Origin of the sequence: Rhodomicrobium sp. R_RK_3 (assembly GCF_002198715.1) — a bacterium.
Classification (GTDB): Bacteria; Pseudomonadota; Alphaproteobacteria; order Rhizobiales; family Rhodomicrobiaceae; genus R-RK-3.
Window position 1 is genome coordinate 94,517 of record NZ_MWLK01000030.1, and the last position, 23,148, is coordinate 117,664.

A 23,148-nucleotide genomic window follows, 5' to 3' on the forward strand; every position below is an offset into this window, starting at 1 on the left:
CTTGTCGACGGCAAGTTTACACCGATTACATGCGACAATTATAAACGGCGATGCGGAAGACGGCGCGGGCCCCTGGGGCAATGAGGCGGATGCATGGAAATGGCGGCTCGAACATCGGTTCTTCCGGGAGGCGCAAGCCGGTGAGCACATTTTTGTGCGATGCGCGTGAGTTCCGAGCCGGGTCAGCGGCCCCAGCAATTTCAACGCATATCAGGTAAGTCACCATGGTTCGAACCATGCCCCGCATCGAGGCTGGCCTGCCCTATCCGCTTGGCGCGTCTCATGACGGGTCGGGGGTGAATTTCGCGATCTTCTCGGCGAACGCGACGAAGGTCGAGCTCTGCCTGTTCGAGGAGGGCGAAGCGACCGAAAGCCATCGCATCGCGCTGCCGGAATACACCAACGAAGTCTGGCATGGCCACGTCGCGGGGCTGCGTCCGGGCCAGCTCTATGGCTACCGCGTGCACGGGCCCTACGCGCCGCAGGAAGGCCACCGTTTCAACGCCAATAAGCTGCTGCTCGACCCTTATGCCCGCTCGCTGCAGGGCCGCATCATCTGGGATGACGCGCTCTACGGCCATATTGTCGGCTCCGAAGAGGCGGACTTGTCGTTCGACGAGCGCGATTCCGCGCCGTTCATGCCCCGCTGCATGGTGGTCGAAGCGGCCGCACGCCGCCGCTATTCCTTCCCCTGGCGCCGCGAGGTCCGCCCGAACACGCCATGGACGGAGACCGTCATCTACGAGGCCCACGTCAAGGGCATGACCATCCGCCATCCGAACGTGCCGAAATCGGCGCGCGGCGGCTTTGTCGGTCTCGCCCATCCTGCCGTCATCGACCATCTCGCCCGGCTCGGCGTGACGGCGGTCGAATTGCTGCCGGTGCAGTCCTATGTCGATGACCGTTTCCTCGAGGAAAAGGGTCTCACCAACTATTGGGGCTACAACACGCTCGGCTTCTTCGCCCCGTCCTGGAAATATCTCCCGGCGGGCGGCGACATCCACCAGTTCAAGCTGATGGTGCACCGGCTGCATCAGGCCGGCATCGAGGTCATCCTGGACGTCGTCTACAACCATACCGGCGAGGGCAATCATCTCGGCCCGACGCTCTCCTTCCGCGGCATCGACAATGCCAGCTATTACAAGCTCGCGGACGACCGCCGCATGTATTTCGACACGACCGGCTGCGGCAACACCGTCAATCAGAGCCATCCGCGCGTCTTGCAGATGATCCTCGACTCGCTGCGCTACTGGGTCGAGGAATGCCATGTCGACGGCTTCCGCTTCGACCTGGCGACCTCGCTCGGCCGCGAAGAGCGAGGCTTCGATGCCGGCGCGGCCTTTTTCGACGCGATCGGCCAGGACCCGCTGCTGTCGCAGGTCAAGCTGATCGCCGAGCCCTGGGATGTCGGCGAGGGCGGCTTCCAGCTCGGCAATTTCCCCGCGGGCTGGGCCGAATGGAACGGCCGCTTCCGCGACGATCTCCGCAGTTTTTGGAAGGGCGACGAGGGCTTTCTGCCGGGCGTCGCCTCGGCCATGCTCGGCTCGGCAAGCCTGTTCGACAAAAAGGGCCGCCGCCCCTGGTCGAGCGTCAACATCATCACCACGCATGACGGCTTCACCCTCGCCGACCTCTACGCCTACAACGTCAAACACAACGAGGCCAATCGCGAGGACAATCGCGACGGCAATGACGACAATCGGAGCTGGAATTGCGGCGTCGAAGGCCCGACCGACGACCCCGCCATTCGCGCCCAGCGCGTGCGGATGCGGCGCGGCCTGATGGCGGCGATGCTGTTCTCACAAGGCACGCCGATGCTGCTGATGGGCGACGAGATCGGCCGCAGCCAGCAGGGCAACAACAACTCCTATTGCCATGACGACCCGATTTCCTGGTTCGACTGGCAGATTCCGGACGAGGAGGCCGCCTTCTACGCCTTCACCGCCGGCCTGCTCCGCCTGCGCAGGCGGCTGCCGCTGCTCCGCCACCCCGAATTCCTGCATGGCGAAACCACGCTGAAGGACGGCACGCGCAACGTCACCTGGCTGCGTCCGGACGGCATGGAGATGCAGGAGGGCGATTGGACCAACGGCTTTTCGCGGAGCCTCGGCCTGATGCTGGCCCAGAACGGCCACGCGCCGCTGCTGATCCTTCTCAACGCCTATCACGAAGACCTCGAATACCGGACGCCGCAGCCGAAAGTCATCATGGAGTGGCGTCTTGCCGCCGACAGCGCGCGCGGCCTGATCGAGCCGGAAGAGCCCGCCATCGGCCACGGCGCGGTGATCAAGCTGCCCGCCCGCAGCGTGCTGCTGTTCGAGGGGCGGCTGGCATAGCTCTAGGCCCTGCTGCAACTATATGCTGAGCGGCGCGTTGCCGGATGCGCATAATCGGGTAGAGTTTTGGCGTCCGCGCGAATCCGCGAACGGGCGCATTTTCATCTGTATCGGCGGACGGGGAGAGGCTGGATATGAGCGCGGAGCTGGATCGCCTGGCGGAAGCTCACGGGATCGGCCTCGCATTCGTCGATGAGATGGGCAGAGAGCGAGTCCCCAGCGATGACGCCAAGCGCCGCCTGCTGACCGCGCTCGGCATCGCGGCGGAGACCGACGAGGATGTCCATGCCAGCCTTGCCGCGCTCGAGGCGCCACGCTGCTACATCCCGCCCTTCCTGGAGGACGGCCGCGCCTGGGGCATCACCTGCCAGCTCTATGCGCTGCGCTCGCCGCGAAATTGGGGCATCGGCGATTTCGAAGACCTCGCGCGGCTGGCCGAGCTTGGCGCCGGAGCCGGCGCGGATTTCATCGGCATCAACCCGGTGCACGCTCTCTTCTTCGCCGATCCCAGCACCTTCAGCCCTTACACCCCCTCCAGCCGCCGCTTCCTCAATCCGCTTTATATCGCCATCGATGGCTTCCCCGGTCTTTCGGACGCCGACCGCGCCGCGCTGAAAGCCGCCCGCGATGCCGAACTCGTCGACTATCCCGCCATCGCGCGCCTGAAGCGGCTGGCATTCGAAGCGCAGTTCAAGCAGTTCCAGGCCGACGAAATAGGGACCGGCTCGGAACAGGCCCATGCCTTCGAAGCCTTCTCCCGCGAGCGCGGCGAGCGTCTCGACAATTTCGCGCTGTTCGAAGCCCTGTCCGAGAACATGTCCGCCCATGGCCTCTCCTGCGGCTGGCGCGACTGGCCGGACGAGTTCCGCGACAAGGCCAGTGGGGCGGTCGGGCTGTTCCGCGACCAGCATGGCGAGCGCATCCGCTTTTATAAATGGCTGCAATGGGTCGCCTATGACCAGCTCGGCAAGGCGCAGGCGCGCGCGCTGGCGGCCGGGATGCGGATCGGCCTCTATCTCGATCTCGCGGTCGGTGTCTCGCCTGATGGCGCCGACACCTGGAGCGAGCCGGAGACCATCCTGCGCGGCGTCCGCGTCGGCTCGCCGCCGGACGGGTTCAACGCCAAGGGCCAGGATTGGGGGCTGGCGCCGATTTCGCCGCGCGCGCTGGCGGCCGAGCGGGGCCGCATTTTCCGCGAGCTGGTCGCCGACGCCATTGGCCCCGCGGGCGCTTTCCGCATCGACCACGCCATGTCGATGGCGCGGCTCTACCTGATCGCCGACGGCCTCGACGGCACGGACGGCGCCTATGTGCAATTCCCCTTCGGCGACATGCTGAAGGCGGCCGGCGCAGCCTCGACGCAGACCCGCGCCGTCATCATCGGCGAGGACCTCGGCACCGTGCCGCCGAATTTCCGCGAGACCATGCGCGAGAACCGCATCCAGGGTTACCGCGTGCTGTTCTTCGAGCGCGACTGGAACGGCGACCGCAGCTATCTGCTGCCGCATCACTACGAGCGCGACGCCCTGGCCTGCATCTCAACCCACGACCTGCCGACCCTGCGAAGCTGGTGGGAAGGCGCCGATATCGACGATCGCGAGCGCATCGGCCTTGACGATGCGGAGGCCGCCGCCGCCAGCCGCGCCGCCCGCGACACCGACCGCCGGATGATGCTGGATGCGCTGGCGGCGAGCGGCCTGATGCCGGATGACATCGCCCCCGCCCAACGCGGCGAGCAGCCCTTGCCGGCGCTGCTGCCGCAAAGCCTCGCCATCGCGCTCAGCCGGTTTCTGGCGCGAACGCCCTGCCGGCTGGTCGCCATCCAGCTCGAAGACCTGGCGGAGATGAAGGAGCGCATGAACATTCCCGGCACCGTGGACGAGCAGCCGAACTGGCGGCGCAAATTTCCGCTGGACCTCGACGCGCTTTTCCGCTCGCAAAATTTGCAAGCGATAACAAAAGCCGTCGCGGAGGAGCGGCCACGCTACGGCAGGTAATCGATCAAACGCGGCCGTCCGGCCATGCGTTTATTGCACCGCACACGCAATGCTGCGTTGCAAAAACGTCGGTTCCATAATGGACCCGCAAGGCTCATCTCTTGGGTCACAGGAGTGGGGAAGGGTTGTCCGGTCGGACAATATCCGCTCCTGGACTTAGGAGACTTGTCATGTCCGCATATAATGTGAAGGCGCATCCGGCATTCGCCGGCTATGATCTTCCGGCCGCCAATGGGGCGGTTGGCCGCGTCCGCCGCGCCGTCCAGAACTTCGCCGCATGGTCGGCGGAGCGCCGCGCCTACCGTCAGGCGGTATTCGAGCTCGAGCAGTTGAGCGAGCGCGATCTTGCCGATATCGGCATCGCCCGGGCCGACATTCCGTCGATCGCCCGCAACGCGGCAAAAGGCCAGACCGCCGCGCGCTAAGGCGCGCTGAGCACGGAAACGACCAAGGTTGAATTTTTAAAAGCAGCGCGCTCGGGAATCACCCGGTCCGCTGCTTTTGTCGTTCTGGGGCAAATTCCCGCCAATCCTCGCAAGGACATGATTCGCCTCAGCTAAAGCTATGTGCTTGATCCGAGTTACCCGATAGAAAGCAACTCCGCCGATCTCGTGCGCTCAAGTCAACACTATCCTTCCATCCCCGCGCTGATATCTTATTGCTTGAGTTTTATCAAGCAAACCATGAATATGTTAGATCAGATCAATAACATAAGTAGATGCCGCAGGTCCGGTTCGTGGCCAGAAACAAGCGGTTTCGGTCTGATTATTGGTGGCTTTCCGGCCACCGATAGGCGTTTGCCTTAGGGAGGCGACGTGACATCTGCGATTGCGGGACGAGAACCGGCGCTTGGCCGGGCGGTCGCGCGTGGGAGGAGAGCAGCATATGGCGCATCCCCGGTCTGACACGGCCCCGACGCTCGAAATGCGTTCGATTTCCAAGACCTTCCCCGGCGTCAAGGCGCTGAGCAATGTGCAGCTCCAGGCGTGGTCCGGCGAAGTGCTGGCGCTGATGGGCGAGAACGGCGCGGGCAAATCCACGCTGATGAAGATCCTCTCCGGCGCCTACACCGCCGACCCCGGCGGCGAAATCCTCATCGACGGCCAAGTGGTGACGATGGGCGACCCGATCGCCGCCAAAAAGCAGGGCATCGCCATCATCTACCAGGAGCTCAGCCTTGCGCCCAATCTAACGGTCGCGGAAAACATCTATCTCGGCATTGAGATCGCCAATCGCGGCGTCGTCAACCGGCCGGCCATGGCCGATGGCTGCCGGGGCGTGCTGGAGCGGCTCGGCGCGCCCTTCGGGCCGAACACCATCGTCGGCACGCTCTCCATCGCCGAGCAGCAGCTCGTCGAGATCGCCCGCGCGCTGCACGCCAACGCCAAGATCCTCGTCATGGACGAGCCGACCACCGCCCTGTCGTCGCGCGAGACGGAGAAGCTGTTCGCCTTGGTAAAACAGCTCCGCGCCGAGGGTATCGCCATCATCTATATCAGCCACCGCATGGCCGAGATCTACGAGCTGTCCGACCGCGTCTCGGTGCTGCGCGACGGCACATATGTCGGCACGCTGATCCGCGAGCAGATCACCGCCGACGCGCTGGTGCGCATGATGGTCGGCCGCGAGCTGAAAGGCTTCTACAGGCACGAGCACGATCCGAGCAAAGCCGTGCGCGGCGAGGTGATTTTGGAAGTTCGCGACATCGCCGATGGCCGCATGGTCAAGGGATGCAGTTTCAAGCTGCACGCAGGTGAGGTGCTGGGGCTTGCCGGGCTCGTCGGCTCCGGGCGCACCGAGCTGGCGCGGCTGATCTATGCGGCGGACCCGAAAATCGCCGGCGAGGTCATCCTCGAGCGCGCGCCGCGCAACTTCGAAACTCCTAAGGACGCCATCGACAGCGGCGTCGCCTATCTCACCGAGGACCGCAAGGCGCAAGGCCTGTTCCTCGACATGACCGTCAAGGAGAACGTCAATCTCGGCGTCATCGACCGGGATGCCTACCGCTTTGGCGTCCTGAATCTCGCCGAGGCGACGCGCCGGGCGGGCAAGGCCATCGAGGCGCTGGCGATCCGCGTCGCCAGCCCCATGGTCGAGGTCGGGAGCCTCTCCGGCGGCAACCAGCAGAAGGTGCTGCTGTCGCGCTGGCTGGAGACCAAGCCGCGCGTGCTGATCCTCGACGAGCCGACGCGCGGCGTCGATGTCGGCGCCAAGCAGGAGATCTACCGCATCATCGACGATCTGGCGAAATCCGGCGTCGCCATCCTGGTGATCTCCAGCGAGATGCCCGAGGTGATGGGCATCGCCGACCGCATCCTGGTGATGCGCGAGGGCCAGATCGAGGGCGAGGTCGGGGGGACGAGCGGCCACGCCATCACCCAGGAAAACATCATGGCCCTGGCATCCGGCGTCGGCTTGCAGGCGGCGTGAGGCATGAGAGCGGGATCGGATCGATGCAGCCAATGCACCCTCAGACGAAATCCCCGCGAAGGCGGGGACCCAGTACGCCGCAGCATTTGAGGTCGGGCAGCGGGCGGCGGCTGGCTCCGGTATTACAGGATCCCCGCCTCCGCGGGGATTTCGAGACAGGCTAGCGGGAGGACGGAGCGATGAGCGAGTTGAGCGCGGATGCCAAGCAGAAATTCATCAGCGCGGACCGGGCGGCCGCATCGCGCAAGATCGCCATGAAGGGCATGATGCAGGCGCTCGGCATGTTGCCGATCCTGGTCATCCTGACCATCGGCTTCCATCTGATGACCGACGGCCGCTTCTTCACCGGCCAGAACATCTCCATCGTCGCACAGCAGGCGGCCATCAACACCGTGCTCGCCGCCGGCATGACCTTCGTCATCCTCACCGGCGGCATCGACCTCTCGGTCGGCTCGATCCTGGCGGCGTCGGCCATGGTCGGGGTTATCGCCTCGCTGATCCCCGGCTGGGGCCTGCTCGGCATTCCGGCGGCGCTGCTGACCGGCTTATTCTTCGGCCTCATCAACGGCAGCCTCGTCGCCTTCCTGCAATTGCCGCCCTTCATCGTGACACTCGGCGGCCTGACCGCGATCCGAGGCGTCGCCCGGCTGATCGGTGAGGACCAGACCGTCTTCAACCCCGACCTCTCCTTCGCCTTCATCGGCAACGGCTCGCTGACCCTCATCCCCGGCGTGCTCAGCATCCCGGTGCTGGCGGTGATCGCGATCCTGGTCATTCTCGTCTCATGGTTCGTGCTGCGGCGGACCATTCTCGGCACGCATATCTATGCGGTCGGCGGCAATCCGGCGGCGGCGCGGCTATCGGGCATCAAAGTCTGGCGCGTGCTGCTGGTCGTCTATGCGATTTCCGGGCTGCTGGCAGGGCTCGGCGGCGTCATGTCGGCGGCACGCCTCTACGCCGCCAACGGCCTGCAACTCGGCCAATCCTACGAGCTGGACGCCATCGCCGCCGTCATCCTCGGCGGCACCAGCTTCATCGGCGGCATCGGCTCGATCTGGGGCACGCTGATCGGCGCGCTCATCATCGCCGTCCTGACCAACGGCCTGATCCTGCTCGGCGTCTCCGACATCTGGCAGTTCATCATCAAGGGCCTCGTGATCATCGGCGCCGTGACGCTCGACCGCTTCCGCACGCAGGGCGGCGCGCGAACCTAGACCGGAGCGCATGGCGGCATGGGGGCAGCCGCTGCGCGCCTCAGAATAATGGGCCCCGGGAGGAGTTTTCCATGTTCAAGGGCATCTTGCTTGCGGGCGCGGCCTTGGCGGTTTCGGCCCAGGTCGCCGGTGCCGCCGAGCTGAAGAAGATCGGCATCACGCTCGGATCGCTCGGCAATCCGTTCTTCGTCGCTCTGTCGAACGGCGCCAAGGCCAAGGCGCTGACCATCAATCCCAAGGCCGAAGTCATCACCGGCTCGGCCGATTACGACCTCAACAAGCAGTTCACCCAGATCGACAATTTCATCGCCGCCGGGGTCAACATGATCCTGCTGAACGCAGCCGATGCGCGCGCCATCCTGCCCGCCGTGAAGCGGGCGCAAGCGGCGGGGATCGTCGTCGTGGCGGTGGACGTGGCGGCGGCGGGCGCGGATGCGACCGTTCAGACCAACAATGTGCAGGCGGGGCAGATCGCCTGCCAGTACATCGTCGACAAGCTCGGCGGCAAGGGCAATGTCATCATCCAGAACGGGCCGCAGGTCTCAGCCGTCATCGACCGCGTCAAGGGCTGCAAGGAGGTCCTTGCCAAGGCCCCCGCCATCAAGATCCTCTCCGACGACCAGGACGCCAAGGGCAGCCGCGACGGCGGCCTCAACGTCATGCAGGGCCATCTGACCCGCTTCGACAAGATCGACGCGGTGTTCGCCATCAACGACCCGCAGGCGGTCGGCACGGATCTGGCGATCAAGCAGCTTGGCCGGACGGGCATCATCATCACCTCGGTCGATGGCGCGCCGGACATCGAATCGGCGCTGAAGGGCAACACCGCGGTGCAGGCGTCGGCCAGCCAGGACCCGTATATGATGGCGCAGATTGCCGTTCAGACCGGCGTCGATATTATGAACGGGAAAAAGCCCGCCGATCCGATGATCCTGATGGAGTCCAAGCTCATCACGCGCGACAATATCGGGCAATATCAAGGGTGGAGCTCGCGCTAAGTGGTCGTAGGCAGTGCCTGCGGCCTCCCCCTCACCCACCCGCCTCACGGCGGGAGCAACGACCGACGGCTCTTTTAGCCCTCTCCCCTCGTGGGAGAGGGCGGGCGCGTCAGCGACCGGGTGAGGGGGCTTAGCGGCGGGAGCGGCTAAGGCAGAATGGGGAGAAGACGATGGCGGACGTTGTGTGCTTTGGCGATCTGCTGATCGACTTCATCCCGACCACGAGCGGCATGAGCTTCGCCGACCTGCCGAGCTTCCAGCCCGCCCCCGGCGGCGCGGCGGCCAATGTCGCCGTCGGCCTTGCCCGGCTTGGCGTTGCGAGCGCCTTCATGGGCAAGGTCGGCGACGAGGCATTCGGCCATCTGCTGGTCGACACGCTGGCCCGCGAGGGCGTCGACGTCGCACCGATCCGCTTCGATGAGCGCGCCCGCACCGCCCTCGCCTTCGTCACCCTAACCGCCGAGGGCGAGCGCGATTTCCTGTTCTTCCGCCACCCCTCCGCCGACATGCTGTTCACGCCCGGCGAGGTCGATGTCGCGGCGATCCAGGCGGCGAAAATCTTCCATTTCGACTCGATCAGCCTCGCCCCGGCCCAATCGCGCGGCACAGCCCTCTTTGCGGCCGACGAAGCGGCTAAGGCCGGCAAGCTGATCTCCTACGACGTCAATCTCCGCCCGCCGCTCTGGGACGGCGAGGACGAGGCGCGCGCCGGCATCGTCGAAGGCTTGCAGCGGGCCGCCGTCGTCAAGATCAGCGACAGCGAGCTGGAATTCATGACCGGCGGCGCGGCCGCGCAGGATTTTCGCGCCCGGCTCTGGCATGACGGGCTGAAGCTCGCCGTCATCAGCCTCGGCGAGCGGGGCTGCGTCGCGATCACGCCGGAGACGGAGATCGAGGTGCCGAGCGTCCCGGTCGCGGTCGTGGACACGACCGGCGCGGGCGACGGCTTCGTCGCGGGGCTGCTCTCGGGCATCGCGCGGAACCCGGCCGTGCTCGGCGACGTTCCCGCGCTCGCCGAACTCTGCCGCTTCTCCAATGCGGTGGGGGCGCTCACGACCACCGCGCGCGGCGCCATCCCGTCCCTGCCCACGACGGCCCAAGTCGACGCGCTGCTGTCACGCCAATAAGGATCCGATCAGACGCATGGCCTATGATGCCCAGACACTGAGCTATTCGGGAGACCCATCATGACCGCACCCAACCGAGAGGCGGCCTGGCAGGCTCTGGAAGCCCACGCCCTGACGATGGCTCCCCGGCATCTGCGCGCGCTGTTCGCGGCCGCGCCGGACCGTTTCGAGCGCTTCAGCTTCAGCCTCGGCGACCTGCTGGTGGACATCTCGAAGCAGCGCATCGACGGTGAAACGCTGCGGCTGCTGCTCGATCTCGCCAAAGCCGCCGATGTCGAAGGCTGGCGCGACCGCATGTTCTCCGGCGAGAAGATCAACAGCACCGAGAACCGCGCCGTCCTGCATACCGCGCTGCGCAATCGCGCCAACCGGCCGGTGCTCGTCGATGGCGCGGACGTCATGCCCGGCATCAATGAAGTGCTCGACCACATCCGCGATTTCACCGGCCGCGTCCGCAGCGGCGAATGGCGCGGCTCGTCCGGCCAGACCATCACCGACATCGTCAATATCGGCATTGGCGGCTCGGACCTCGGGCCGCTGATGGTCTGCGAGGCGCTCAAACCCTATCAGCGCGCGGATCTGCGTCCGCATTTCGTCTCGAACGTCGACAGCGCGCATCTCGTCGATACGCTGGCCCGCCTCGACCCGGCTCGCACGCTGTTCATCGTCGCCTCGAAGACGTTCACCACCCAGGAGACGATGGCGAACGCCGCGTCCGCGCGGGCCTGGCTGGTCGAAAAGCTCGGCGCGGACGCCGACATCGCCAAGCATTTCGTCGCCGTCTCCACCAACCAACAAGCCGTCGCCGCCTTCGGCATCGATCCGGCCAATATGTTCGGCTTCTGGGACTGGGTCGGCGGCCGCTACTCGCTGTGGTCCGCCATCGGCCAGCCGATCGCGCTCGCCATCGGCTTCGAGCGCTTCGAGGAACTGCTGGACGGCGCCTTCGCCATGGACGAGCATTTCCGCATCAGCCCGCTCGCTGAAAACATCCCGGTCCTGCTTGCCCTCGTCGGCATCTGGAACCACAATCTCCTTGGTGCGGCCTCGCACGCCGTGCTGCCGTACGACCAGCATCTCAACCGCTTCCCGGCCTATCTCCAGCAGGCCGACATGGAGAGCAACGGCAAATCCATCCGCCGCGACGGCCGCAAGGCCGATCGCGCCACCGGCCCCATCATATGGGGCGAGCCGGGCACCAACGGCCAGCACGCCTTCTACCAGCTCATCCACCAGGGCACCGAGCTCATTTCGGCCGATTTCATCGCCGCCGCCCAAAGCCAGACGCCGCTCGGCGATCACCACGCCATCCTGCTCGCCAACTGCCTCGCCCAGACCGAAGCCCTCGCCTTCGGCAAGACCGCCGAGGAAGCCCGCGCCGAGCTGCAAGCGAGCGGCGCATCGCCGTCCGGCATCGACGCGCTCGTCCCGCACAAGGTCTTCGACGGCAACCGGCCGACCACCACCATCCTCTATGACCGCCTGACGCCCTTTGCGCTCGGCCGCCTCATCGCTTTGTATGAGCACAAGATCTTCGCCCAGGGTATCATCTGGGACATCAACAGTTTCGACCAGTGGGGCGTCGAGCTTGGCAAGCAGCTTGCAAAGGTCATTCTGCCCGAACTCAGCGCCAGGGAGGACGTCATCGACCACGACAGCTCGACCAATGGCCTGATCAACCATCTGCGTGCCCGCCGCCATCCGACAGGCCAAAGGACCTAGCATGACGTCATTGCCGCTGCCCATTCCCGCCATCGATCCGCAGGGCTTCAAGGACGAGATCCTGGCGAAGCTGGTCTTCGCCGTGGGCAAGGATCCGGCCCATGCCAGCCCGCGCGACTGGCTGATCGCGACCTCGCTCGCCGTGCGCGACCAGTTGGTGACGCGCTGGATGGACAGCACCCGGCAGATCTATGCAGGCGCGGAGAAGCGGGTCTATTACCTCTCGATGGAATTCCTGATCGGCCGCCTGCTGATCGACAGTCTCGCCAATCTCGGCCTGCGGGAGATTTGCGAAAAAGCCCTCGGCGAACTCGGCCAGTCGCTCGACGCGCTCAAGGAATTGGAGCCGGACGCCGCGCTCGGCAATGGCGGGCTCGGGCGGCTGGCGGCGTGTTTTCTGGAGAGCATGGGCTCGGTCGGCATCGCCGGCTTCGGCTATGGCATCCGCTACGATCACGGGCTGTTCCGGCAGGTCTTCGACGAGGGCCGCCAGATCGAGATGCCGGAAAACTGGCTCTCGTTCGGCAATCCCTGGCAATTCGAGCGGCCGGAAGTCGCCTATGAGATCGGCTTCGGCGGCGCGGTTGCCCAGCCGGCCGGCGAGAATGCCAGCCGACGCGCGTGGTGGCACCCGGCCGAGCGCGTCATCGCCGTTGCCTTCGATACGCCGATTGCGGGCTGGCAGGGACGGCGGGTGAATACGCTGCGGCTGTGGTCGGCGCGCTCGCCCGAGCTGATGCGGCTCGACGCCTTCAATCGCGGCGACTATGTCGATGCCTTCGCCGAGCAGACCAAGGCCGAGAGCATTTCGCGCGTGCTCTATCCCGATGATTCCACGCCCATCGGCCAGGAACTCAGGCTGAAGCAGGAATATTTCTTCACCTCGGCCTCGCTGCAGGATTTGCTTCGCCGCCATATCGACCAATATGGCGACCTTGCCTCCCTGCCGGACAAGGCCGCGATCCAGCTCAACGACACCCATCCGGCGCTCGCCGTGCCGGAACTGATGCGGCTGCTGGTCGACGGGCACGGCATGGCCTGGGGCGAGGCATGGCGGCTGACGCAAGGCTGCATCGCCTACACGAACCACACGCTCCTGCCGGAAGCGCTGGAAAGCTGGCCGGTCGCGCTGATGGAGCGGCTTCTGCCGCGCCACATGCAGATCGTCAGGCTGATCCACGAGGACGAGATGGCGGCGCTGGTGGGGCAGGGCATCCGGGATGAGATCGCCGCCCAGGTGGCGCTGATCGACGACAGGACGCAGCGCGTGCGCATGGGCAATCTCGCCTTTCTCGGCGCGCATCGGGTGAACGGCGTATCGGCGCTGCACACCAAGCTGATGAAGCAGACCGTGTTCAGCGCCCAGCACCGGCTGTTTCCCGACCGCATCGTCAACGAGACCAACGGTATCACGCCCCGTCGCTGGCTGCTGGAGTCCAATCCCGGCCTCGCCGCGCTGGTGACGGAGGCGATCGGCGACCGCTGGATCGGCGATCTCGGCCAGCTCGAAGCGCTGGCGCCGATGGCCGATGACGCAGCGTTTCGCGAGCGCTATGCAGCGGTCAAACAGGCGAACAAACACGTGCTCGCCCACGTGATCGAGGCGGAGATCGGGCTAAAAGTCGATGCGGGCGCGCTGTTCGATGTGCAGATCAAACGCATCCACGAATATAAGCGGCAATTGCTCAACGTCCTGGAAGCCATCGCGCATTACCACGCGATCCGCGCCGAGCCGTCCAAGGACTGGCAGCCGCGCGTGAAAATTTTCGGCGGTAAGGCGGCGGCGTCCTATCACACGGCGAAAACGATCATCCGGCTCATCAACGACGCGGCGCGAGTCATCAACGCCGATCCCGTCATCGGCGACCGGCTGAAGATCGTCTTCCTGCCGGATTACCGCGTCTCGCTGGCAGAGAAGATCATCCCGGCCGCCGACCTGTCCGAGCAGATTTCGACGGCAGGCATGGAAGCGTCCGGCACCGGCAACATGAAGCTGGCGCTGAACGGCGCGCTGACCATCGGCACGCTCGACGGCGCCAATGTCGAGATCCGGGAGCATGTCGGCGCGGAGAACATCTTCATCTTCGGTCTGACGGCGGACGAGGTGCTGGCGACACGCGAAGGTTTTGATCCGGCAAAGGCGATTGCCGCCTCCCCGGCCCTGCGCAAGACCTTCGATGCCATCGCTGAGGGCGCCTTCTCGCCGGGCGAGCCCGGCCGCTATCACGGGCTGATCGAAGGCTTGATCCAGCGCGATTACTTCCTCGTGACGGCGGATTTCGACGCCTACGCCGCCGCGCAGGGCGATGTGGATCGTGTCTACGCCGATCCGGCGACATGGGTCAGGAAGGCAATCCTGAACACCGCCCATGCCGGCTGGTTCTCCTCCGACCGGACCATTCGCGGCTATGCCAGCGATATCTGGGGCATCCCGACCCGCGACGCAGGCGAGGCCGCGCGATGAGCAGCGGCGAACCAGCCAGAGAGGCCATCGAAGCCGTCGTCAGAGGCGCCTGCCGCGATCCCTTCGCCGTGCTCGGGCCGCATCGTGTGGACGGCGGCCTTGCCATCCGCGCCTTCCAGCCCGACGCGGAAGCGCTGACCGTCATCGGCCGCGACGGCGAAGCGCTTGGTCAGCTTGAGCGCATCGATCCCGCCGGCTTCTATTCGGGCGTCGTCGCGGACGTTGCGGACTACCGCCTCCGCGCCCGCCGCCACGGCGATCAGTGGGACCTGGAGGACCCCTACCGCTTCGGCCCGCTGATCGGCGAACTCGACACGCATCTCTTCGGGGAGGGAAGTCACCGGCGGCTCTGGGAACGGCTCGGCGCGCATCTCATCGAGCATCAGGGCATCGCGGGCACCCATTTCGCGGTCTGGGCGCCGGGAGCGCGGCGGGTCTCCGTGGTCGGCGATTTCAACCAGTGGGATGGCCGCCGCCACCAGATGCGCCTGCATCCGGGCGTCGGCATCTGGGAGATTTTCCTGCCCGGCCGCGGCGAGCGCACGGTCTACAAATATGAAATTCTTGGCGCGGACGGCAGCCTGCTGCCGCTGAAGGCCGACCCGTTCGGCTTCGGCGGCGAGCTGCGTCCGAAAAATGCCTCCGTGGTGCGCCGCGTCGACCGTTTCGAATGGAGCGACGGCGATTGGCGCGCATCCCGCCGCGCGCGGCAATCCATCGACGCGCCGATCTCGATCTACGAAGTGCATCTCGGCTCCTGGCGGCGGGGCGAGGGCAACCGCTTCCTCTCCTATGACGAGATCGCCGACCAGCTCATTCCTTACGTCCAGGAACTCGGCTTCACCCATATCGAGCTCTTGCCGATCACCGAGTTCCCCTTCGACGGCTCCTGGGGCTATCAGCCCATCGGCCTGTTCGCGCCGACCTCCCGCTTCGGCGACCCTGCCGCCTTCGCCCGTTTCGTCGACCGCTTTCATCAGGCCGGAATCGGCGTCTTGCTCGACTGGGTGCCCGGCCATTTCCCGTCCGACGAGCATGGCCTCGGCCGCTTCGACGGCACCGCGCTCTACGAGCACGAAGACCCGCGCCAGGGGTTCCATCAGGATTGGAACACGCTGATCTACAATTACGGCCGTCCCGAAGTGGCGAACTATCTGCACGCCAATGCGTTGTTCTGGCAGGACATTTATCATCTGGACGGCCTTCGGGTCGATGCCGTCGCCTCCATGCTCTATCTCGACTATTCCCGCAAGGCCGGCGAGTGGCTGCCCAACCGCCATGGCGGCCGCGAAAATCTCGAAGCCATCGATTTCCTCAAGCGCACCAACGAACTCACCTATGGCGCCGATGACAGCATCATGATGGTGGCCGAGGAATCGACCGCATGGCCGGGCGTGTCGCGGCCGACATCGGCGGGCGGGCTGGGCTTCGGCTATAAGTGGAACATGGGCTGGATGCACGACACGCTCGTCTACATGAGCAAGGACCCCGTGCATCGCCGCTGGCATCACCACCAGATGACTTTTGGCCTGCTCTACGCCTTCACGGAAAATTTCGTGCTGCCGCTCTCGCATGACGAAGTCGTGCACGGCAAGGGCACCATCCTGACGCGGATGCCCGGTGATGACTGGCAGAAATTCGCAAATTTGCGGGCCTATTACGCCTTCATGTGGGGGCATCCGGGCAAGAAGCTCTTGTTCATGGGCCAGGAATTCGGCCAGCGCGGCGAGTGGAATGCGGATCGGTCGCTGGACTGGCATCTGCTCGGCGAACGGCCGCACGAAGGCGTGCGCATGCTGGTCAAGGATCTGAACCGGCTCTATCGGCAGGAGCCCGCACTGCACCAGCTCGATTGCGACGCGGCCGGCTTCGAATGGCTGGAGGCCAGCGACGCGGACACCTCGATCCTGGCATGGCTGCGCAAGAGCCGCGACGGGCGCGCCCCGGTTTTGGTGGTCTCAAATTTCACCCCGACGCCACGCCCCGGCTACCGCCTCGGCCTCCCCGCCTCGGGCCGCTGGCGCGAAATCCTGAACACCGACGCGGACATTTACGGCGGCTCCGGCATGGGCAATCTCGGCATGATCGAGACCGAGGAAGTGGCGAGCCACGGCCGCCCCTACTCGGCCCGGATGACGCTGCCGCCGCTAGCCACTGTCTGGTTCCGCCTGGAGGAGAATGGCTGATGCCGGGTCGCTTTTTCCGTCGCCCCGGCCGTCAGAGCCGGGGCCTACTCGCATCACCGCTTGCCGCAGTGCTTGCGGGGCGGCCATTGGGTCCCGGCTCGCCGCTGCGCGACGTCCGGGACGACGAATTGAGGGCGTCGGCAGAAGCGCAGGGCGCTAGCAAGCCGATGAACAGTAACGCGTAAACGACGATCAGAGGACACGACAAATCCGGAGGAGGAGAAGATGGGCAGGACGGAGCGGGTCGCATCGAACCTATCGCGCAACGCGATGGCTTATGTGCTGGCGGGTGGCCGCGGCGCGCGCCTTCTGGAGCTCACCGACAAACGCGCCAAACCCGCCGTCTATTTCGGCGGCAAGAGCCGGATCATCGACTTCGCTCTCTCCAATGCGCTGAATTCCGGCATCCGCCGCATCTGCGTCGCGACGCAATACAAGGCGCATTCTCTGATCCGCCATCTCCAGCGCGGCTGGAATTTCTTCCGCCCAGAGCGCAACGAAGGTTTTGACATCCTGCCCGCCTCGCAGCGGGTGTCCGAGAGCCAGTGGTATGCCGGCACCGCCGATGCGGTGTTCCAGAACATCGACATCATCGATGCCTATGGCCCGGAATATATGGTCATCCTGGCGGGCGACCATGTCTACAAGATGGATTACGAGCCGATGCTCCAGCAGCACGTCAATGCCGGCGCCGACGTCACGGTCGGCTGCCTGGAGGTGCCGCGCGCTGAGGCCAGCGGCTTCGGCGTCATGCAGGTCGATCAGGACGACCGCATCATCCAGTTCCTGGAAAAGCCAGCCGATCCGCCTGGGATGCCGGACAAGCCGGACATGGCGCTCGCCAGCATGGGCATCTATGTCTTTCAGACCAATTTCCTGTTCGACGCGCTCCGGCGCGATGCGGCCGACCCGACCTCCGAGCGCGATTTCGGCAAGAACATCATCCCCTACCTGGTCAAGCACGGCAAAGCCGTCGCGCACCGCTTCCCCGCCTCCTGCGTCAGGAGCGGCGAAGAATTTTCCGACGAGCCCTATTGGCGCGATGTCGGCACCATCGACGCCTATTGGCAGGCCAATATCGACCTCACAGATTTCACCCCCGCCCTCGATCTCTACGACCGCGAATGGCCGATCTGGACCTATGCGGAAGTCACGCCGCCGGCCAAGTTCATCCATGACGAAGCGACCCGTCGCGGCATGGCGGTCAGCTCGATGGTCTCCGGCGGCTGCATCATTTCGGGCAGCAAGATCTCGCAATCGCTGCTGTTCACCGGCGTGCATTCGCACTCTTTCAGCGAGCTGGATCAGGTGGTGGCGCTGCCTTATGTCGAAATCCGGCGCAATGCCCGGCTGAAGAAGGTGGTGATCGATCGCGGCGTCCGCATTCCGGAAGGGCTGGTCGTCGGCGAGGATCCCGTGGAGGATGCGCGCCGCTTCCGGCTCAGCGAGGGCGGCGTCTGCCTTATCACCCAGACGATGATCGACCGGCTGAAGAGCTGATCCATGCGCGTGCTCTCGGTCGCCTCGGAATTCTTTCCGCTGATCAAGACCGGCGGCCTCGCCGACGTCGCCGGGGCGCTGCCGGGCGCGCTGGCGGTGGAAGGCGCCGAGATGCGCACGCTGCTGCCGGGCTATCCCGCCGTCATGGCGCAGCTCGGCGGCACGAACATCGTCGGCAAGTTCGACGATCTGTTCGGCGGCCGGGCGACGCTGCGCGAGACGGCCTATGGGCGCAATGCGACGCCGCTTTTGATCCTCGACGCGCCGCATCTCTATGACCGGCCCGGCAATCCCTATCTCGGCAAGAGCGGCAAGGACTGGCCGGACAATCATTTCCGCTTCGCCGCCTTGTCCTGGGCGGCGAGCCGCATCGGCCTCGGGCTGATCGAGGGCTGGCGGCCCGATGTCGTCCACGGCCATGACTGGCAGGCGGGCCTGATGCCGATCTATCTTGGGTCGGCGGCGGGGCGGCCGGGGACGCTGCTCACCATCCACAATCTCGCTTTCCAGGGCGTCTTCCCCGCCGAGCTGCTGCGCCCGCTGCGCCTGCCGCGCGCCGGCTTCGCTATGGATGGCTTCGAATATTGGGGCCAGATCAGCTTCCTGAAGGCCGGCCTCGTCTATGCCGACCGCCTCAGCACCGTCAGCCCCACCTATGCGCGCGAGATCTGCACGCCCGCCTTCGGCGCCGGGCTCGACGGCGTACTGCGCCTGCGCCAGGGCGTCCTCACCGGCATCACCAACGGCATCGACGCCGAGATCTGGAACCCTGAGACCGATCCCAATATTGCCAAGCCCTACGGTGCCAAGACCCTCGAGGCGAAAGCCGCCGACAAGGCCGCGCTGCAACAGCGCTTCGGCCTCGATGCCGATCCGGACGCGCCGCTGTTCTGCGTCATCAGCCGCCTGACCGCCCAGAAGGGCCTCGACCTGCTGCTCGGCGCGCTGCCGCATATTCTTTGGCGCGGCGGTCAGCTCGCGGTGCTTGGCAGCGGCGACAAAGGGCTCGAGGAGGCGTTCCTCGCCGCCGCGCGAAAAAATCCGGGGCGGATCGGGGTGGTCTTCGGCTATGACGAGGCGCTGTCGCACAAGATCCAGGCGGGGGCGGATGCGATCATCGTGCCCTCGCGCTTCGAGCCTTGCGGACTGACCCAGCTTTACGGCCTGCGCTACGGCACGCTGCCCATCGTCGCCCGAGTCGGCGGGCTCGCCGATACGGTGATCGACGCCAATCAGGCGGCGCTGCTCGACGGCGTCGCGACCGGCTTCCAGTTCCGGCCCGACGATGGCGACGATCTGCAAGCCGCCATCGACCGGGCCTTTGCGGTTTACGCCGACCGGCCCACCTGGCAGGCGATGCAGCGCCATGCGATGGGGCGCAAGGTCGACTGGTCGGTGCCGGCCAAGAGTTATGCCGCGCTCTACCGCAAGATCGCCGAGGACCGCGCGGCGGCCTCGCAAATGACGCCGAAAACTGCCAATAGAAGCGCCAAGCCGGTCAAAGCCGCAACGCCCGGCCCGAATCAGACGCGCGCCCTGGGAGAGGCCACGATGACGATCAAGACCGTTCCGACCAAACCCTTCGAGGGGCAGAAGCCCGGCACCTCGGGGCTGCGCAAGAAGGTGCCGGTGTTCCAGCAGCCGCATTATGTGGCGAATTTCGTGCAGTCGATCTTCAACGCCCTTCCCGGCATCGAGGGCGAGACGCTGGTCGTCGGCGGCGACGGGCGCTACTACAATAAAGAGGCGATCCAGATCATCCTGAAGATGGCGGCGGCGAACGGCGTCGGCCGGGTGATCGTCGGCCAGGACGGCCTGTTCTCGACGCCCGCCGTCTCCTGTGTGATCCGCAAGCGCGGCGCTTTCGGCGGCATCGTGCTGTCGGCGAGCCACAATCCCGGCGGCCCGGACGGCGATTTCGGCATCAAATACAATGCCGGCAATGGCGGCCCCGCGTCCGAGAAGATCACCGACGCGATCTACGCCAACACGCTGTCCATCGACGCCTACCGCGTTCTCGACGCTGCCGATGTCGATCTCTCGATGCCCGGCAGCACGCGGCTCGGCGATCTCGACATCGAAGTCATCGATCCGGTCAGCGACTATCAGGAGCTGATGGAGACGCTGTTCGACTTCGGCGCCATCCGCGACCTGTTCAAGAGCGGCTTCACCATGCGCTTCGACGCCATGCACGCCGTCACCGGCCCCTATGCGACCGCCATCCTGGAGGAAACGCTCGGCGCGCCCGAGGGAACGGTCGTCAACGGCGTGCCGAGCCCGGATTTCGGCGGCCATCATCCCGATCCCAACCTCGTCTACGCCAAGGACCTCTACGACCTGCTGATGAGCGCCGACGGCCCCGATTTCGGCGCCGCCTCCGATGGCGACGGCGACCGCAATCTCATCATCGGCAAGGGCATCTTCGTCACGCCGTCCGACAGCCTCGCTCTGCTCGCGGCCAATGCCAGCCTCGCGCCCGGCTATGCGGACGGCCTCGCCGGCATCGCGCGCTCCATGCCGACGAGCGCGGCGGTCGACCGCGTCGCCAAAAACCTCGGCATCCCGATCTTCGAGACGCCGACGGGCTGGAAATTCTTCGGCAATCTGCTCGACGCGGGCATGGCGACCATCTGCGGCGAGGAGAGCGCGGGCACCGGCTCCAACCATGTGCGCGAGAAGGATGGACTGTGGGCGGTGCTGCTCTGGCTCAACATTCTCGCAGAACGCCAGCAGCCGGTCGCCGATATCGTCGCCGAGCACTGGCAGTTCTACGGGCGCAATTTCTACACACGCCACGATTATGAAGAGGTGGACGCCGCCGCCGCCGCCAAGCTGATGGCCGATCTCGGCGCCCGCCTCAAAAGCCTGCCCGGCACCGAGACCGCGGCGGGAAAAATTACCAGCGCCGATGATTTCGCCTATCACGATCCGGTCGACGGATCGCTGAGCGAACATCAGGGCCTGCGCATCGGCTTCGCGGACGGCTCGCGCATCGTCTTCCGCCTGTCCGGCACCGGGACGGCGGGCGCGACGCTGCGCGTCTATCTCGAGCGCTACGAGCCCGATCCGTCCAAGCACGACGTCCCAACGCAAACCGCCGTCGCCTCGCTGATCGCCGCCGCCGAAACTCTGGCGGGCATCAAACAGCGCACCGGCCGCAACGCGCCGTCAGTCATCACGTGAGTTTTGTCAGTACCGGGCGCGTCGACGCCGCCCGCTGGGCGATATCGGCGATTTTCTTCATGAACGGCGCGGGCGTCGGTCTGTGGGCCGCGCATATTCCCATCGTGCGCTCCCGGCTCGAGCTGGATGAGCGGATGCTGGGATGGGTGCTGCTCGCCATGGGCGGCGCGGCGATGATCTCGATGCCGCTGGCCGCCGCCGGGATCGGCCGCTTCGGCACGCGCCGCGCAGCGGCCTTCATGGCCTTCGCCTTCGCCGTCGCCGTGCCGCTGCCGATCCTCGCCCCGACGACGCTGGCGCTGTTCGCGGCGGCGGTCATTTTCGGCGCCTGCAATGGCGGGCTCGACGTCTCGATGAACGCCCATGCCAGCGACGTCGAGGCAGCGCGGGGGCGTCCGACCATGTCCTCGTTCCACGGTTTTTTCAGCCTCGGCGGTCTGGCGGGCGCGGCGCTCGGCGGCAGCCTGATCGGGGCCGGATGGGGCAATGGCGGCGGCGCAGCGGTCGCCGTTGCCTTCGGCCTGCTGGCCCTGATACCGGCGGTCCTCAATCTTCTGCCCGGTGTGCATGTCGCAAGCTCCGCCGGACATTTCGGCTGGCCACGGCGGGCGGCGCTCACCCTCGGCATCCTGGCCTTGCTCGCCATGGGCGTCGAAGGCGCCGTCGCGGATTGGAGCGCGCTGCTGCTGACGGAACATACCGGATCGTCCGCCGCCTTTGCCGCCACCGGATATGCCGCATTCTCCATCGTCATGGCCGCCTGCCGTTTTGCCGGCGATTCGCTGATCTCCCGCTTTGGCGCGCGCAACATGATGATCGCTGGCGGCATCCTGATCGCGCTCGGGCTGGTCTCGTCCGCGACCATCCCGCATCCGCTGCTGGCCGCCGCGGGCTTTGCCCTCGTCGGCCTTGGCGCGGCGAATGTGGTGCCCGTGATCTTCTCCGCCGCCGCGCGCCTGCCCGGCCTGCCGCCGGGAGCGGGCGTCGCCGCCGTGGCGAGCGTCGGTTATGCCGGGCTGCTGATGGGGCCGCCGCTGATCGGCGGCGTCGCGTCGCTGACCGGCCTTGCCACCGCGCTCGGGCTGCTGTCGCTGGCGGGCCTCGCCATCGTCGCCGGCGCGGGCGCGGTGGACGGACGCGCCGCGGATTGAGGCTTGGCGCGTCGACCGCATTGACGCGATGATGGCACAAACACGCGTTCACTAGGGAAGGACACGAAAATGGCTGCACAGAACAAGGTCGCGCTGATCACCGGCGGCGGCACCGGGATCGGACAGGCGGCGGCGCTGGCGCTGCAGGGCGATGGCTGGGATGTCGTCATCACCGGGCGGCGCAAGGAAGAACTGGACAAGACCGTCCAGCAGGCCAAGGCGGAGGGCGGCAAGCTCCTCGCCATCGTCGCCGACGTCACCCGCCAGGACGAGGTCAAGCGCCTGTTCGCCGAGACCGTGGCGGCATTCGGCCGGCTCGATTTCCTGTTCAACAATGCCGGCATGGGCGCGCCGGCCGTGCCGATGGAGGAACTGACCCTCGCGCAATGGCAATCGGTGGTCGACGTCAACCTGACCGGCGCGTTCCTGTGCGCCCAGGAAGCCGTCCGCATCATGAAGGGCCAAACGCCGCAGGGCGGGCGCATCGTCAACAACGGCTCGATCTCGGCGCACACGCCCCGGCCGAATTCCGTCGCCTACACCGCAACCAAGCATGCCGTCACCGGGTTGACCAAATGCATCGCGCTGGACGGGCGGCCGTTCAACATCGCCTGTGGCCAGCTCGATATCGGCAATGCCGACACGGCGATGGGCGGCCGGATGAAGGCGGGCGTGCCGCAGGCCAACGGCACCATCGCGCCGGAAGCGGTGATGGATGTCGCCCATTGCGGCTCGGCGATCCGCTACATGGCCAGCCTGCCGCTCGAGGCCAATGTGCTGACGATGACGATCAAGGCGACCACCATGCCGTTCGAGGGGCGCGGCTGAGCAGGCGCCTCT

14 protein-coding genes and 1 pseudogene are annotated in these 23,148 nt (G+C 66.0%); all 15 read left to right on the top strand.

What is annotated here, in order from left to right:
* Positions 1 to 224: 224 nt before the first annotated feature.
* The 15 genes and pseudogenes from glgX (at position 225) to BLEFHOIH_RS16820 (ending at position 23,136) form a co-directional block, all read left to right on the top strand.
* Positions 225 to 2,336: a glycogen debranching protein GlgX gene (glgX, locus tag BLEFHOIH_RS16755; protein ID WP_088347172.1), complete on the top strand. Its 2,112-nt coding sequence runs from the start codon at positions 225 to 227 to the stop codon at positions 2,334 to 2,336.
* Positions 2,337 to 2,470: 134 nt separating this feature from the next.
* Entirely contained in the window at positions 2,471 to 4,333 is a 1,863-nt protein-coding gene (gene malQ / locus BLEFHOIH_RS16760; protein ID WP_088347173.1) for a 4-alpha-glucanotransferase, read from the top strand.
* Positions 4,334 to 4,503: 170 nt separating this feature from the next.
* The gene (locus BLEFHOIH_RS16765) at positions 4,504 to 4,758 is read left to right on the top strand and encodes a DUF1127 domain-containing protein (protein ID WP_088347174.1); all 255 of its coding nucleotides are present in this window, start codon (positions 4,504 to 4,506) and stop codon (positions 4,756 to 4,758) included.
* Between the two features lie 460 nt (positions 4,759 to 5,218).
* Complete coding sequence (locus tag BLEFHOIH_RS16770) at positions 5,219 to 6,763, top strand: sugar ABC transporter ATP-binding protein (RefSeq protein ID WP_210191587.1); 1,545 nt, start codon at positions 5,219 to 5,221, stop codon at positions 6,761 to 6,763.
* A 179-nt stretch (positions 6,764 to 6,942) separates the two neighbouring features.
* Positions 6,943 to 7,977, top strand: coding sequence for a ribose ABC transporter permease (locus BLEFHOIH_RS16775; protein WP_088347175.1), 1,035 nt, complete (start codon positions 6,943 to 6,945; stop codon positions 7,975 to 7,977).
* A gap of 71 nt (positions 7,978 to 8,048) precedes the next feature.
* Positions 8,049 to 8,975 (top strand): ABC transporter substrate-binding protein, encoded by a 927-nt coding sequence (locus BLEFHOIH_RS16780; protein ID WP_088347176.1) that lies wholly within the window; start codon positions 8,049 to 8,051, stop codon positions 8,973 to 8,975.
* A gap of 170 nt (positions 8,976 to 9,145) precedes the next feature.
* Entirely contained in the window at positions 9,146 to 10,102 is a 957-nt protein-coding gene (locus BLEFHOIH_RS16785; RefSeq protein ID WP_088347177.1) for a PfkB family carbohydrate kinase, read from the top strand.
* Positions 10,103 to 10,162: 60 nt separating this feature from the next.
* On the top strand, positions 10,163 to 11,824 hold the full coding sequence (gene pgi, locus BLEFHOIH_RS16790; protein WP_088347178.1) for a glucose-6-phosphate isomerase: 1,662 nt from the start codon (positions 10,163 to 10,165) through the stop codon (positions 11,822 to 11,824).
* Between the two features lies 1 nt (position 11,825).
* Positions 11,826 to 14,288 carry a glycogen/starch/alpha-glucan phosphorylase gene (locus BLEFHOIH_RS16795; protein ID WP_088347179.1) on the top strand — a complete coding sequence of 821 codons (2,463 nt, stop codon included), beginning with the start codon at positions 11,826 to 11,828 and terminating at the stop codon, positions 14,286 to 14,288.
* On the top strand, positions 14,285 to 16,474 hold the full coding sequence (gene glgB, locus BLEFHOIH_RS16800; protein ID WP_088347180.1) for a 1,4-alpha-glucan branching protein GlgB: 2,190 nt from the start codon (positions 14,285 to 14,287) through the stop codon (positions 16,472 to 16,474). The genes BLEFHOIH_RS16795 and glgB overlap by 4 nt, the downstream gene beginning before the upstream one ends.
* Positions 16,475 to 16,699: 225 nt before the next feature.
* Positions 16,700 to 17,974 carry a glucose-1-phosphate adenylyltransferase gene (gene glgC, locus BLEFHOIH_RS16805; protein ID WP_088347181.1) on the top strand — a complete coding sequence of 425 codons (1,275 nt, stop codon included), beginning with the start codon at positions 16,700 to 16,702 and terminating at the stop codon, positions 17,972 to 17,974.
* 3 nt (positions 17,975 to 17,977) lie between these two features.
* A pseudogene (gene glgA / locus BLEFHOIH_RS27310) lies at positions 17,978 to 19,399 on the top strand (glycogen synthase GlgA); the annotation flags it as partial.
* Positions 19,400 to 19,525: 126 nt separating this feature from the next.
* Positions 19,526 to 21,157, top strand: a complete 1,632-nt coding sequence (locus BLEFHOIH_RS27315) for an alpha-D-glucose phosphate-specific phosphoglucomutase (RefSeq protein ID WP_170937236.1) — start codon at positions 19,526 to 19,528, stop codon at positions 21,155 to 21,157.
* Entirely contained in the window at positions 21,154 to 22,308 is a 1,155-nt protein-coding gene (locus tag BLEFHOIH_RS16815; protein WP_088347183.1) for an MFS transporter, read from the top strand. Before BLEFHOIH_RS27315 ends, BLEFHOIH_RS16815 begins: the two co-directional genes overlap by 4 nt.
* Positions 22,309 to 22,377: 69 nt before the next feature.
* Positions 22,378 to 23,136 carry an SDR family oxidoreductase gene (locus tag BLEFHOIH_RS16820; RefSeq protein ID WP_088347184.1) on the top strand — a complete coding sequence of 253 codons (759 nt, stop codon included), beginning with the start codon at positions 22,378 to 22,380 and terminating at the stop codon, positions 23,134 to 23,136.
* The last annotated feature ends 12 nt before the right edge of the window (positions 23,137 to 23,148 follow it).

Coding starts and splice junctions, on each gene's coding strand:
- malQ (WP_088347173.1), top strand. CDS start 2,471: ATGAGCGCGGAGCTGGATCGCCTGGCGGAAGCTCACGGGATCGGCCTC.
- pgi (WP_088347178.1), top strand. CDS start 10,163: ATGACCGCACCCAACCGAGAGGCGGCCTGGCAGGCTCTGGAAGCCCAC.
- glgC (WP_088347181.1), top strand. CDS start 16,700: ATGGGCAGGACGGAGCGGGTCGCATCGAACCTATCGCGCAACGCGATG.
- BLEFHOIH_RS27315 (WP_170937236.1), top strand. CDS start 19,526: ATGACGATCAAGACCGTTCCGACCAAACCCTTCGAGGGGCAGAAGCCC.
- glgX (WP_088347172.1), top strand. CDS start 225: ATGGTTCGAACCATGCCCCGCATCGAGGCTGGCCTGCCCTATCCGCTT.
- BLEFHOIH_RS16770 (WP_210191587.1), top strand. CDS start 5,219: ATGGCGCATCCCCGGTCTGACACGGCCCCGACGCTCGAAATGCGTTCG.
- BLEFHOIH_RS16795 (WP_088347179.1), top strand. CDS start 11,826: ATGACGTCATTGCCGCTGCCCATTCCCGCCATCGATCCGCAGGGCTTC.
- BLEFHOIH_RS16775 (WP_088347175.1), top strand. CDS start 6,943: ATGAGCGAGTTGAGCGCGGATGCCAAGCAGAAATTCATCAGCGCGGAC.
- BLEFHOIH_RS16785 (WP_088347177.1), top strand. CDS start 9,146: ATGGCGGACGTTGTGTGCTTTGGCGATCTGCTGATCGACTTCATCCCG.
- BLEFHOIH_RS16765 (WP_088347174.1), top strand. CDS start 4,504: ATGTCCGCATATAATGTGAAGGCGCATCCGGCATTCGCCGGCTATGAT.
- BLEFHOIH_RS16820 (WP_088347184.1), top strand. CDS start 22,378: ATGGCTGCACAGAACAAGGTCGCGCTGATCACCGGCGGCGGCACCGGG.
- BLEFHOIH_RS16780 (WP_088347176.1), top strand. CDS start 8,049: ATGTTCAAGGGCATCTTGCTTGCGGGCGCGGCCTTGGCGGTTTCGGCC.
- glgB (WP_088347180.1), top strand. CDS start 14,285: ATGAGCAGCGGCGAACCAGCCAGAGAGGCCATCGAAGCCGTCGTCAGA.